Origin of the sequence: Neisseria sp. HMSC055H02 (genome assembly GCF_001813335.1) — a bacterium.
GTDB classification, from domain to species: Bacteria; Pseudomonadota; Gammaproteobacteria; order Burkholderiales; family Neisseriaceae; genus Neisseria; species Neisseria sicca_C.
Genome location: NZ_KV812116.1, coordinates 1 through 12,990, shown reverse-complemented (window position 1 = coordinate 12,990; position 12,990 = coordinate 1). Strand labels below are relative to the sequence as shown.

The 12,990-nt window shown below is 50.4% G+C and carries 14 protein-coding genes; 3 read left to right on the top strand and 11 right to left on the bottom strand.

Annotated features, from left to right (window positions below):
- Positions 1-354: 354 nt before the first annotated feature.
- The 9 genes from cas2 to hda all read right to left on the bottom strand — a co-directional run bounded on the left by cas2 (position 355) and on the right by hda (position 8,970).
- Positions 355-681, bottom strand: coding sequence for a CRISPR-associated endonuclease Cas2 (cas2, locus tag HMPREF2907_RS08785; RefSeq protein WP_070682224.1), 327 nt, complete (start codon positions 679-681; stop codon positions 355-357).
- A complete protein-coding gene (gene cas1, locus HMPREF2907_RS08780) occupies positions 674-1,588 on the bottom strand; it encodes a type II CRISPR-associated endonuclease Cas1 (protein WP_070682221.1) in 915 nt (304 codons plus the stop codon). The genes cas2 and cas1 overlap by 8 nt, the downstream gene beginning before the upstream one ends.
- A gap of 71 nt (positions 1,589-1,659) precedes the next feature.
- Complete coding sequence (gene cas9 / locus HMPREF2907_RS08775; RefSeq protein WP_070682218.1) at positions 1,660-4,908, bottom strand: type II CRISPR RNA-guided endonuclease Cas9; 3,249 nt, start codon at positions 4,906-4,908, stop codon at positions 1,660-1,662.
- Positions 4,909-5,253: 345 nt separating this feature from the next.
- A complete protein-coding gene (gene kdsA, locus HMPREF2907_RS08765; protein ID WP_070682212.1) occupies positions 5,254-6,096 on the bottom strand; it encodes a 3-deoxy-8-phosphooctulonate synthase in 843 nt (280 codons plus the stop codon).
- A gap of 87 nt (positions 6,097-6,183) precedes the next feature.
- The gene (panD, locus tag HMPREF2907_RS08760; protein WP_070682209.1) at positions 6,184-6,567 is read right to left on the bottom strand and encodes an aspartate 1-decarboxylase; all 384 of its coding nucleotides are present in this window, start codon (positions 6,565-6,567) and stop codon (positions 6,184-6,186) included.
- Positions 6,568-6,811: 244 nt separating this feature from the next.
- Positions 6,812-7,135 carry a divalent-cation tolerance protein CutA gene (cutA, locus tag HMPREF2907_RS08755; RefSeq protein WP_070682206.1) on the bottom strand — a complete coding sequence of 108 codons (324 nt, stop codon included), beginning with the start codon at positions 7,133-7,135 and terminating at the stop codon, positions 6,812-6,814.
- Between the two features lie 10 nt (positions 7,136-7,145).
- Positions 7,146-7,445, bottom strand: a complete 300-nt coding sequence (locus HMPREF2907_RS08750) for a TonB family protein (protein ID WP_070682203.1) — start codon at positions 7,443-7,445, stop codon at positions 7,146-7,148.
- A gap of 191 nt (positions 7,446-7,636) precedes the next feature.
- Positions 7,637-8,305: a histidinol-phosphatase gene (locus HMPREF2907_RS08745; RefSeq protein WP_070682200.1), complete on the bottom strand. Its 669-nt coding sequence runs from the start codon at positions 8,303-8,305 to the stop codon at positions 7,637-7,639.
- Positions 8,302-8,970 (bottom strand): DnaA regulatory inactivator Hda, encoded by a 669-nt coding sequence (gene hda, locus HMPREF2907_RS08740; RefSeq protein ID WP_003763115.1) that lies wholly within the window; start codon positions 8,968-8,970, stop codon positions 8,302-8,304. Before hda ends, HMPREF2907_RS08745 begins: the two co-directional genes overlap by 4 nt.
- Before the next feature lie 178 nt (positions 8,971-9,148).
- Here hda and HMPREF2907_RS08735 point away from each other — a divergent pair, with 178 nt between their 5' ends.
- Positions 9,149-9,787 (top strand): DedA family protein, encoded by a 639-nt coding sequence (locus HMPREF2907_RS08735; RefSeq protein ID WP_070682197.1) that lies wholly within the window; start codon positions 9,149-9,151, stop codon positions 9,785-9,787.
- Positions 9,788-9,860: 73 nt separating this feature from the next.
- On the opposite strand, the gene HMPREF2907_RS08730 is transcribed toward HMPREF2907_RS08735, so the two are convergent.
- Entirely contained in the window at positions 9,861-10,466 is a 606-nt protein-coding gene (locus HMPREF2907_RS08730; RefSeq protein ID WP_070682195.1) for a DUF3465 domain-containing protein, read from the bottom strand.
- Positions 10,467-10,571: 105 nt separating this feature from the next.
- Positions 10,572-11,384, bottom strand: coding sequence for a hypothetical protein (locus HMPREF2907_RS08725; RefSeq protein WP_070682192.1), 813 nt, complete (start codon positions 11,382-11,384; stop codon positions 10,572-10,574).
- Between the two features lie 102 nt (positions 11,385-11,486).
- On the opposite strand from HMPREF2907_RS08725, the gene HMPREF2907_RS08720 reads away from it, so the two are divergent.
- Both HMPREF2907_RS08720 and HMPREF2907_RS08715 read left to right on the top strand, forming a co-directional pair.
- Positions 11,487-11,738, top strand: coding sequence for an NGO1151 family protein (locus HMPREF2907_RS08720; RefSeq protein WP_070602826.1), 252 nt, complete (start codon positions 11,487-11,489; stop codon positions 11,736-11,738).
- Positions 11,739-11,811: 73 nt separating this feature from the next.
- On the top strand, positions 11,812-12,642 hold the full coding sequence (locus HMPREF2907_RS08715) for a basic amino acid ABC transporter substrate-binding protein (RefSeq protein WP_045072373.1): 831 nt from the start codon (positions 11,812-11,814) through the stop codon (positions 12,640-12,642).
- Positions 12,643-12,990: the final 348 nt, after the last annotated feature.

Here is a 12,990-nt window from a genome sequence, read left to right as displayed (position 1 = left end):
CCCTTTCTCATTTCGCAGTGCTACAATAAATTGCTGAAGCATTAGATGTGTCGGTGGGTTGTAGCTCCCTTTCTCATTTCGCAGTGCTACAATAGCAGGATTATGCCGTCCTGAAGCGTCTATGTTGTAGCTCCCTTTCTCATTTCGCAGTGCTACAATTTTCTGCAACTGCTGAAACGCCTCCCAATTGTTGTAGCTCCCTTTCTCATTTCGCAGTGCTACAATTTTCCCTTCGGCATTAATAACGGGCGCGGTGTTGTAGCTCCCTTTCTCATTTCGCAGTGCTACAATATCTCAGCGGGGAATCCTTATTTTATAAGGATTCCCCGCTTTCTTTTGTCTAAAAAACGGAGACTAGAACAGCAATAATTGGTCTGAATTGACCTTTTTTTCTTGGGTTTTGAGTTCACCTAAAAGCAGTTTCATGGCGGCAAACTGCTTTTCCGTTACTTCCAAACAGCGTATCGAGCCTTCTTGCGGCAGGTTGGCGCATAGTCTGTTGTGGTGTTTCTGCAACGCATCTCTGCCTTTGACAATCCGGCTGTACACGGAAAGTTGCAGCATTTGATAGCCGTCTTTCAATAGGAAATGTCGGAATTGGTTGGCGGCTTTGCGTTTGGAGACGGTGGTAACCGGCAGGTCGAAAAAGACGATAATCCGCATAAACTTTGCCTCACTCATATTGATATTCTTTCAAAGGCAGGATTTCGGGCAGTTTCAGCAGCCTGGCGTTTTTTGCGACGATGCTCGGCTGGAATGAGGCAATCATTTTGTCTATGGCTGCTAGTGTGCTGAAGGTCTGCTGTTCGATGCCGACTTGGGAGTGCAGGACTCTGATCAAGGCTTGTTTGGTTTGCGGTGTTAATTCGCTTTTCAGACGACCTTGCTCTTTCAGATTCAGTATGGTCAGGTCAACAAGCGGGCGCAATGGTTCGATAAAGTCGTCGGCAAGATTGAAGGGATTGAGTTCGCTTTTATGAAACAGTCCCAGTGCGGGCAACCAACCATATAAGGCAAGGGATCGGGCAACGGCGGCCCGAATCACGGCGTAGGCGTAATTCAGACTGGCATTGACGGCATTGTTGTCGTTGCGGGTAAATTTTTCTCCAAACACGGCTTGAAAATAGAGGGCGGCGGCTTGAGCTTCGCGGTTCCCTGTATCGCCGGAGCGAACTTCGGCAGCCAATGCGCGTAGCCGTTTAGCCGCAATGTCATTGCCTGTTTCGTCGGCAACAAATGCTTGGTTGAGGATTTTTCGGCGGACGATATGTTGCCAAAGTTGCTTTTTTAAGGGTTCGCTGATATTCAGTTGCAGTTTGAGGGTTTTTAATTGGCGGTGGTATTGCGAGTAAGGCAGCCATTGGCCGCAGGGTAGGAATTGTTCGTCGCAAGTCAGCAGAGTGGTTCCGTATTCTGCCAATGCCGATAAAAGCGGAGCGGTAATCAGTGTTTCCCGATGCTCGACAACGATGACGGCGATGTCTTCCAAGGGGACGGTATAAGATTCTCCGTTTTGACGAATCAGCATTTGTTCGCGGTGCAGCGACAGTTTGCCGCTGTTTTGGATAAGCAGGCTGCGCCATGTCATGTGTTTTCTCCTTTGTGTTTGTGCGACGAAAAATCCCTGCTTCAGGTCGTCTGAAACAGGGATAAGTTTATTTAACGGACAGGCGGACGTTTTTTCAGACGACATGGTCTGATTTCTTTGCCGAGTTCATCAATTTGGTATTTTTGGAATGAAAGGGCGGTTTTGACGCCGATGCCTTCCAGAATTCCATTTTTCCCGACTTTATTATCCAGATCGTGGATACGGATATTAATATTACCTGTACCTCGATGACAGCTAGCAAAGTAACCAAATATTCTAGCTTTTTTAGTTATTACCTCAACTAAATCATTAGGATGTAATGGGAATTTGAAGTTGAAACTGTCATCAATAAGTTGCCACTCCTCTTCGTCTTTAAAGGCAATTATCGCCTTATCTGGCAAAATCCCTTTCGCCACCTGCCAACTGTAAATCGGCACCAAATAATATTTGCCAGCTTTTTCAAACACATCTACCCGTACCATAGTCGCATTATCGGCGATGCCGTTTTGATTGCGCACCCATACGCCGGTTTTCTGCACTTGCTCTATGCGTACGGCTTTTACCTGCTGAGTTGGGTTACCTGCTTTATCATGTTTGTAAAACGGCTCGACAAAGGCTTTGGTGGGATCGTCTTTATGTGCTTCCAATCGTGCTTTCAGCGCTTCGTATAGTTTAGGTTCGCGTTCCCGATTGACCATTTTTTCCAAGTCTTTCAGTTTTAACTGAGTCAGCGGTACGCGCAATACGCTGATACCTTCATTTAGCCGTTTGGCGGATTTGACGGTTTCCATATGACCTTGCCCGCTCATCTTCCGATTGGGCGCGCGCGAAACAAACAGCGGGGTGACGTATTCGTGTACGGCTTTGGGGCGCGAAGACACTTTTTCAGCAAGCAGCGCGCGCAGTTTTTCGGGGGTATCGGCTTCCTCAAATTCGGGTTCGCCGTCTGGTTTGCCAAAGACGCGAATCATAACTTCCTGCGTGAAAAATTCCCAAGGTTGCGGGAAGTGTGTTTTTTGATGCAGCACTTCGCCCGTCTCTTTATCCACAGTTTTACCGTCAAACGCGTTCATTTCTTTGTAACGTACAAAACGGGTAATTCTCTGCTGCATGGCAACGGTCGAACAGGCAACGACAACTGCGTCCAAAGCATGATGGCGGTCGTTTTCCGCACGTACTTTGTGTAATCCCCAAAAACCGCGCAATAAATTGGTAATTTGTCCGTTGGAGGCAAATACACGTCTTTTTCCTTTTCCGGTCAGTTGCATATGGTCGGCAACAAATTGACATAGGAAACGGTTGACGTAGCGCGTATCGTTCAAGTTGCGTTCTTTAAATCCTTCTTCATCGAATTTTTGCAGTAGAACCCGTTGCTTTTTACTGTGAGGAAAACGGCTGGTTTCTACGCGCGCTTTAAATTCCAGCCATTCGCGGCTGTTGTCTTTGCCGTTAAAATATTCATAAGGTGTTCGGTTGCCTTTGTTTTGGTTTTCGCTGCCCAACACTAGCACTTTATTGTTGAAACTGTCATCCCATGTACGTGAAAACGGCAGAGCATGGTCAATTTCAACATAGCCTTTTTCGTTCAGACGACGTATATCGATTACCTTGCCTGAATACAGGCATTTTCCGTGCTGTTGCTCGTACAGGCGCAGTTTCAGAATATCTTTGGATTTGGGTTCGCCGACAAAATTGGGTAAATATTCTCGGAATTTGGCAGCGGCTTTTTCCCTGTCTTTGCGGTTTTCTTCCTGACGTTTCTCAATTTTTTTGCGATCTTTGAACGATTTACCCACTTCCCGCGCCGTTTCGATGTGGATGCGTGCCGGCGAACCGTAACGTCGTACGACGCCGTTAATGACTTTCCTTGCTTGAGATAAGGCGCGCAGGACGACAGGATTACGGATTTCGTCGGCGGGAATCGGCGGCAGATAAAGCGTTTCCTCCGAATTTTTCCTGCCATAGTGATCCCCGTAGATTTCGGCGCAGGCCTCATCGTAACGTTTGCCTTGTTCCATCAACGGCACAATTCGGCGCAATGCTTTCAAAGAAATTTGGATGAACTTGTCGAAGCTGATGTGTTTCAACAGCGCATCCAAGATTTCAGATTGCAAGCAGCCTTTCAGACGACCTGAAATATCCTCATCAGTTTTAAAGAGGGAAAATGCTGTGCCGATTTCATCCTGTAATTCGGGAGAAAGGCTCAAAGGAGATTTCTTGTCTTTCAAACCCTCTTTTTCTAGCGCGCGGCTGATGGCGTGGTAAGCCTTCATTTCCATCAGTGTTGCGGATTCGGCATTGTCTTTGCCGTAATGCAAGCCTTTGAAGAATGCCGTATCGTTCAAGCCCAGCAGTTTGCGGGCTTGGGCATAGGTCAGCTTGGACTTTTTGTATGGTTCGTCCATAAGCGTGGTACGTTCGGCATCAGTCAGCGGACGTTCGTTTCCTTGATTTAAAATACGCAGATTGTTCAGTTTGGTCAGCCAGATAAAACGTTCGGCGGTGTAGGTGTTTTTGGCTGCTTTCGGTTCTGCCGGCTCGAAGGTGCAATGTCCTAACATTTTTTGAATGGCATCGCCGGATAGGGCAGGACGTTGCGTCATCAGCAGGTTTTCAATACCGTTTTTGAGGTCGTCTGAAACATACGGATTGCCGAATTCTTTTTGTTTTTCAAACAGCAAAACCAGTTCCGCTTGTAAATCTTTGCGGCTGAACGTATGCGAATAATCTCCGCGCTGGTTACGGATATGACCGCTTTCTTTTTCAAATTTATTCAAAGCCAATTCGGCCGGAGTGCGAAAATCGCCTGCCTGTAAAGCGAGGGTATTGTCGGCTACGCCTTTGAGCAAAGCGCCAAGCTCCTTGTCGGCAGTTTCGCCTTCATTTTTCCGTTGCGATAAATAGCCGCGATGTTTGACCAAATGCAGCAAAACCGCTGCCCACTCCAAAGGTGCCAACCTGCGGTCTAATGCGGCCGCACGAAGTTGCCAAGGTGTATTCGGTAATAATTTGATAAAGCCGTTTTCATCAAAATCTTCGGGTTTTAAAACGCCTTCGTGCTTCAACAGACGGCGCGTTCGAAGCAGACGGTGGGCGCGGCGGCGGATGAGTCGGCGAAGACTGCGTGCCGAACGCCTTGCCGCGGCCAGTGAGTCTCCTGTTTTCGGCACTTCCGCACGCTCAAAAACACGCACGCCCAAATCAATCAGGCGAACCGGATTTTCTTTATCATCAATTTCCACCATTGCCCAACCGACGGATGCAATACCGATGTCGAGACCGAGGATGTAATTCAGTGGATTGGGTTTAAAAGCAGTCATTTGTTTCTCCGCAATTTCATAAACAACAACAGCAATATATCTGAAAAAAGCATTAACATGCAAATGAAATAGTTGACTTCAGTTACTGTGCCCGCTAGAATCCGCAGCATATTGTTGCACTGCGAAATGAGAAACGTTGCTACAATAAGACCTCGAAGGATGTATGAAAATACATCGTGTCGCAATGCTCTGTACTTTAGAACTACTGTTCTGGAGAACATCATCAGCCCCTTGAAATTCTTCGGTTTCAAGGGGCATTTCCTTTGGCATCAAATATAAAAACGAAAGGTCGTCTGAAAACCTTGAATCCGGGTTTTCAGACGACCTTTCGTTTGCCATACTGTGTTAACGGATGTCCATAGGCGCGAAGGATTTGACGGTTTCGTCCACGGCTTTGACGCGGGTCAGGAAGTCTTCCAGTTGGGCAAGTGTCAGGGCGCTGGGGCCGTCGCATTTGGCTTGGTCGGGGTTGGGGTGTGATTCGAGGAAGAGGCCTGCGAGGCGGGTTGCCATGCCGGCGAGTGCCAAGTCCAGCACTTGCGCGCGCCGTCCGCCGGATGCGGCCGCACCGGATTCGCGGGTTTGCAGGGAGTGGGTTACGTCGAAGATGACGGGCAGGCCGCCGCAGGTTTTTTTCATGACGCCGAAGCCGAGCATATCGACGACGAGGTTATCGTAGCCGAAGTTGGCGCCGCGTTCGCACAGGATGATTTGTCCGTTGCCCGCTTCTTGGAATTTTTCAACGATGTTTTTCATCTGCGAAGGGCTGAGGAACTGGGGTTTTTTGATGTTGATGACGTTGCCGGTTTTTGCCATGGCGACGACGAGGTCGGTTTGGCGGGCGAGGAAGGCGGGCAGTTGGATGACGTCGCAGACTTCGGCGACGGGGGCGCATTGGTAGGGTTCGTGGACGTCGGTGATGACGGGCACGTTAAACTCGCGTTTGACGGCTTGGAAGATTTTCATGCCTTCGTCCAAGCCGACGCCGCGGAAGGAGTGGATGGAGGAGCGGTTGGCTTTATCGAAGGAGGCTTTGAAGACGTAGGGAATGCCGAGTTTGTCGGTTACTTTGACGTATTTTTCGCAGGCTTTGAGGGTGGAATCGAGGTCTTCCAGTACGTTGATGCCGCCGAACAGGGTAAAGGGAAGGTCGTTACCGACGGTGAGGTTGTTGATGCGGATGTTCATGATGATGGGGCTTTCTCGAAGGTCGTCTGAAAATGGCTGAAAGGTCGTCTGAAAGCGGATTTTGCGGTTTCAGACGACCTTTGTGTTTTATAGGACGGTGTGCGGCGGCTCGTAGGAGAGGATGTCGCGGATTTTGTTGTGTTCGTCTACGAGGACGACTTTGGGTTCGTGCGCGGCAATTTCGGGTTCGGACAGCATGACGTAGGACATGATGATCACGATGTCGCCTTTTTGGACGAGCCGTGCGGCGGCGCCGTTGAGACAGACGACGCCGCTGCCGCGTTCGCCCGGGATGGTGTAGGTTTCAAAGCGTTCGCCGTTGTTGTTGTTGACGATGGCGACTTTTTCGTTGACGAGGATGCCTGCGGCGTCGAGCAGGTCTTGGTCTATGGTGATGCTGCCAACGTAGTTGAGGTTGGCTTCGGTAACGGTGGCGCGGTGTATCTTGCCGCCGAGCATGGTGCGGAACATGGGTTTCCTTTTGGTTTGGGATTGCGGATGCAGACGTATAGTGGATTAAATTTAAATCAGGACAAGGCGACGAAGCCGCAGACAGTACAGATAGTACGGCAAGGCGAGGCAACGCCGTACTGGTTGAAAGTTAATCCACTATAAGGTCGTCTGAAAATCAAAAGCCGTCATTATAGTGGACTTCCCTGTAAATTCATAATGATGCTTGGGCGTTTTTCAGACGACCTCGAGTGGAACGACTGTTTTATAAACCCAGACACTGCTTCAGCCAGCGCAAATAGGGGGCGTATCCGCGCGATACGTTTTGCATCAGGATTTGCGGGCATTCGTAGCTGTGGTTGGCGATGATGGTTTTTTGGATTTCGCGGTAGCAGTGGCGCGAGGTTTTGATGGTGATGCGGATTTCGTCGTCGCGACAGATTTCGCCGTTCCAAAGGTATTGGCTGGTGATGGCTTCGTATTGCACGCAGGCGGCGAGTTGCTTGTCCAAAAGCAGGCTGCCGATTTTTTCGGCTTCTTCGCGGGTCGGGGCGGTGGTGGTAACGATGACGGGTTTGAACGTGGACATTTCAGACGGCCTATTGGTTTTTAAACTCGATGGTTCCTTTATATTTCACCCAGTATCCGGCGGCATCGTATTTGTCTTTTTTGGCGGTTGCCACGGCTGTTTCGTCGAGTCCTTCATAACCGCTGGATTCGAGGATGCTGACTTCTACGGCTTTGCCTTCGGGAGAAACCAAGATGGAAAGTTTGACGGGTTTGATGGGTTGTGCGGGATTTTCGGATGCGGGGGCGTATTCTGCCGGGTTGACGGTTTGCGCGGTTGCGGGTAGGACGAAGGCAAGCAGCAGGGCGTGGATGATGGCGCGGATGGACATGGGTGTTTTCCTTATTTGTCGATTTGTAGAGCTTTTAGAGGGATTTGTTTTGTTTGTTTTCAGACGACCTTTTACTTTTCGTGGGCAAAGCCCACGCTACGGCTTGTGCTATTTTCAGACGACCTTTTGTTTTCGTAGGAGAAGCCCATGCTACGGGATTGCGCCCGTTTGGGCGACGGGAGCGGTTTTGATTATTTGAAGTTCAATATCGGCCAACCTTTTGCTTTGGCTTCTTGTTCCAGCTCGGCATCGGGATTGACGGCGACGGGTTCGTTGACGAGGCGCAGCAGCGGCAGGTCGTTTTTGGAGTCGCTGTAAAAATAGGTTTTGCCATAGCTTTCGAGCGTTTCGCCGCGTTCGGCGAGCCATTGGTTCAGGCGGGTGATTTTGCCTTCTTTGAGGCTGGGCGTGCCGATGTAGTTGCCGGTGTAGCGGCCGTCGGCACCGGTTTCGAGTTGGGTGCCGATGATGTTGGTGATGCCGAAAAAGTGGCAGATGGGGGTGATGATGAACTCGTTGGTCGAGGAGATGACGAGGGTTTCGTCGCCGGACATTTGGTGGCTCTGCACCAGCATACGCTGCATGGGCGAGATGTGGGGCGTGATGAACTCTGCCATAAATTCGCGATGAAATTCCGCCAGCTCTTCTTTGCTGTAACGGGCAAGCGGGGCAAGGTGGAATTTGAGGAAGGCGTCGATGTCGAGGCAGCCGTTTTGGTAGTCGCGGTAGAATTTTTCGTTTTGCGCTTCGGTTTCGGCAGCGTCAACCAGCCCTTTTTTGATGAGGTATTGCGGCCAAGAGTGGTCGGAGTCGGTGTTGATGAGGGTGTTGTCGAGGTCGAAGATGGCGAGGTTTTTCATTGGGTTTCCTGTTGTTTCAAAAGCTGGCGCAGAAGCGGCAGGGTGATGCGTTTGCCCATGGTAACGGCGTAGTTGTCCAGCGTGTCGAGCATCTGCATCAGGCTGTCCATGTCGCGCCGCCAGTGGTTGAGCAGGTATTCGAAGATTTCGGGATCTATGGTGACTTGGCGTGCTGCCGCCATGCTGACGAGCGCGTCGATTTTTTCTTGGTCGGTCAGGGGTTTGACTTCGTAAACGAGGCAGTACGCCATGCGGGTACGCAAGTCTTCGCGGATGACGAGCTGTTGGGGCGTGTGTTCGGAGCTTAACAGCAGAAAGCCTTTGCCGCTGTTGCGGAAGCGGTTGAATACGGCAAACAGGAGGGCTTGTTCTTCGTTGCCCAGTTTTTCGATTTGGTCGATGGCGAGGTATTCGGCTTCAAAGGCGGCTTCGGTCAGGGGCGTGGCGGCAGCGTCGATATAGACGGCTTTTTTCCCTGCGTCGAGCGCTTGGGCGACCCATGCGCGCAGCAGGTGGCTTTTGCCCGCGCCTTCTTCGCCCCAGACGTAGATAAACGGGTCGTGTTTATGCTGTAACACATAGACCAGTTCGGCATTTTCCGTTCCGAGGAATTTGTCGAAACCGGGATAGCCGCGTTCGGCGAAGTCGAAAATAAGCTGGTTCACAAAGGCATACCGGATGGGTTGGAATCGGGTTTATTGTACGTTGTTTTGTCAGCGCGTATCAAGGCGCGGGGTCGTCTGAAAAAGGGGCGCGCGTCATGGGTTTCATATACAATGGCGGACATTTGGCAACGCGTCTGTTTTCAGACGACCCCTGTCTTTTTTATTTCAGGAAAATCTCGTGATTTCGACCCTTATTGATTTTATCCTCCACATCGACCAGCATTTGGTTGAGATTTCCGCGCAATACGGCGTATGGATTTACGCAGTGTTGTTTTTGATTATTTTCTGCGAAACCGGCTTGGTGGTTACGCCGTTTCTGCCGGGCGATTCGCTGCTGTTTGCCGCGGGCGGGATTGCCGCGGTCGGCAGCATGAATATTCATATCATGGTCGCGCTGCTTTTGGCTGCCGCGATTTTGGGCGATGCCGCCAACTTCATGATTGGCAAGTTTTTCGGGCGCAAACTCTTTGCCAACCCCGATTCCAAAATCTTCCGCCAGTCGTATCTGGAGAAAACCCACGCATTCTACGAAAAACACGGCGGCAAAACCATCATCATCGCCCGCTTCGTCCCGATTGTGCGGACGTTCGCCCCGTTTGTCGCAGGCATGGGCAGCATGCACTACGGCACTTTCATCCGCTACAACATCATCGGCGCGGTATTGTGGGTCTTGTCGTTTTCCTATGCCGGCTATTTCTTCGCCAATATTCCGGTTGTCAAAAACAATCTGGCATTGGTGATGGTGGCGATTATCGTGATTTCTATCCTGCCGGGCGTGGTCGAAGTCCTCCGCGCGAGAAGGGCAGCGAAGAAATAAGAGACAATTTGAACCATACAAAAAGGTCGTCTGAAAACGTTTTTCAGACGACCTTTTGCAATCGTTCCAAGCTTTATTGATAAATCTGCCCGTCGTGTTCCAGCCAGCCGTCGGCATGGCGGCCTGCGGGGTCGTGGTGCGTCCAATGGAGGACGCCGCCCTGCTCCGACCATTCGTATTCGCCGTAGAAGCCGACTTTATCGCCTTTTTTCAAGCCTTTGATTTTGTCGGCGAGGTCGATGTTGTGCGCCACTAAAAGCGTTTGCCCGCTCGACAGCTTCAAGATAAAACGCTGATGGCGCGTGCCTTGGTTGTCGTCGGGCAGCGTTTTGAGAACGGCACCTTCGCCTTTCACTTGAATATCGCTCTGTTGGTTTTCAAAGGCTTGCTGTAATATTTGTTCCGCGCTGCCCTGCCCTGCTTGGTGTTCGGACTTCGGCTGCTTCGGTTGAGGCTTTTTGGATTTAGACTGTTCAGGCTGGGGCTGCCCGGATTGGCGTTTTCCCGCTTGGGTTTGGGGCTGCGTTTGGGTTGGTACGGCATCCGCTGCCTGACCTTGCCGCCCCTGCTGCATTTTTTGATAACCGACTACCACGGCGGCAACAATCAGTATCCAAATCCATTTGTTTTTGTTCATAAAATCCACGCCCAAAAAAATGCCCGACGGTTCATCGGGCATAAATTATTTGAAAGGAGTTAAATCACGATAACGTGAGCCGCCATTATATACAAAACCGGCGGAAAAATCAGCATTTTCAGTCCGATACCTGAAGCGGCGGCGTGATCACGCTTTTTTGTTTCCCTGACTGTATTTCATTTCGTATTTGATGTCGTTCAGGATTTTTTTCACGTTGTAATCCAAAAGCTGTTCCACCAAATCGGGCGCCTGTTCGCTGAGGGTTTGTTGGAGCTGGTAGGTAAACAACGCCATTTGTTTCTGCACGGCGGTGCGTATCATGCCGTTGACGGCGTCGGCGACGTGCGGGCGCAGGCGTTTGATCAAACGCTCGCTCAGGTCTTGCTCGGAAATGCAGAACACTTCCCTGCGGTTGATGACCTGCGGGTTTAATACGTTGATATGGACGGTAATCGGCGCCGTTTCTTCTTTGGGGTCGTCTGAAACCTGCTCTTGTACCTGCGGATTTTCGTTTTCAGACGACGTTGTCTCTGCTTTTGCGGGCGCGTCAAATTCGACCGTTTTACGTTTCGGGTTCAGCCAAACCGTGCGCGTGGACTCGATTTGCCGATCGGACGCGCTCATTTGCAGCGAAGACTGCGCGTTCAGCCAGTTTTCCTGCAAAATCACCATCGCATCGGTCTCCGCCGTTTCAGCGGCGTCTTCCTCCAGCATGGCGTTGTGTTCCTCCTGCCATTTGCGCAGATATTCCGTCAAGACGGCATCGCGGTTGGCATCGTCAAGCTTGACCGACTTGGCTTTGGGCTTCTGCTCGAGTGCTGGCTCTTGAGATTCGCGCACTAAAGGCGCGTGTGTGTAAGGTGCGTTCAATTGGCGGGTTTGCCGCAGCTTTTCCAAGCGACTTTCCCAATCTAGGCTTTCATCCGTTTGTTGTGGCGTATCGGGACGATTCGTATCCATTTTTAGCTTTCGTTCTTCCGTTGTGTCATTTCATTTCACGCGCATAGCGAATGCCGTGATTTGCTATAATGCGGTATTTTAACAGATTCCCAGGAACACATCATGAGCAGCATCGAACAACGCCTCGAATATTTGGAAGAAGCCAACGACGTTTTGCGTATGCAGAACCACGTCCTCGCCACCGCCCTCAAAGGCCTGATCCGTTCGCTGCCGTCCGAAATGGCAAACGAAGCCGTCGAGTCCATCCAGCTTGCCTTTGAAGACGCGCTCGCCGAATTGAACTACGAAGACAGCCCGCATACCGACCTCTTCCATGACGTAACCTACGCTTTTTTCCGCGAAAAAGACCACTGACGCGTAGCGATTTTACCAAACCGTGTTAAACTATCCGTTTATTTATTAATATCCGTAAAGAAGGAACCTCCCCATGAACATGAAAAAATGGATTGCAGCCGCCCTCGCCTGCTCCGCGCTGGCACTCTCCGCCTGCGGCGGCCAAAGCAAAGACGCTTCCTCGTCAGCCCCTAAAGCCGACAAAGTGTACCGCGTCGCCGCCAACGCCGAATTCGCCCCTTTCGAATCATTGGATTCCGCCGGCAACGTTGAAGGTTTCGACGTCGATTTGATGAACGCGATGGCAAAAGCCGGCGGATTCAAAGTCGAATTCAAACACCAGCCTTGGGACAGCCTCTTCCCCGCGCTCAAAAACGGCGATACGGATATCGTCATCTCCGGCGTAACCATTACCGACGAGCGCAAGCAGTCCATGGATTTCACCGACCCTTATTTTGAAATCACCCAAGTCGTCCTCGTTCCCAAAGGTAAAAAAGTCGCCTCTTCAGACGACCTCAAAAACATGGCGAAAGTCGGTGTCGTTACCGGACAAACCGGCGACTTCTCCGTTTCCAAACTCTTGGGCAACGACAATCCTAAAATCGCCCGCTTCGAGAGCGTTCCTTTGGTTATCAAAGAGCTGGAAAACGGCGGCGTCGATGCCGTAGTCAGCGACAGCGCGGTCATCGCCAACTATGTGAAAAACAACCCGACCAAAAGCATGGACTTCATCACCCTGCCTGATTTCACGATTGAAAACTACGGCATCGCCGCACGCAAAGGCGACGAAGCGACCGTCAAAATGCTGAACGAAGCGCTGAAAAAAGTACGCGACAGCGGCGAATACGACAAAATCCACGCCAAATACTTCGCTAAAGAAGGCGATAAAGCGGCAGCCGCCAGCCAACCTGAAGCAGCCAAATAATCTGTTTCAACGTTCTTAAGCAATAAGAAAGGTCGTCTGAAAGCCTGTATCGCGGGTTTCAGACGACCTTTTGTTTATTTTGTCTAATAATGTAAGGGGCGGCGGCTTTGTCATAGTGTCGCGGAAATTTTGACAATTTTTAAAATATCGACTGTGCCAAATAGATTGCAATTCTAAAATGAAAATAAAGTGCCGAAAATGTTGCTTTTCTTATTTTCTGCTATGCGATATAGTGCCAAAGCTGCCGCAACTTTTAAAACGCACCAAGTGCAAAAGTTAATGTAACAAAGTGCAAAAGACAACGCCAGCTTACAAATTTCACAATATTGTAGAACCTGCCGAAGCGTT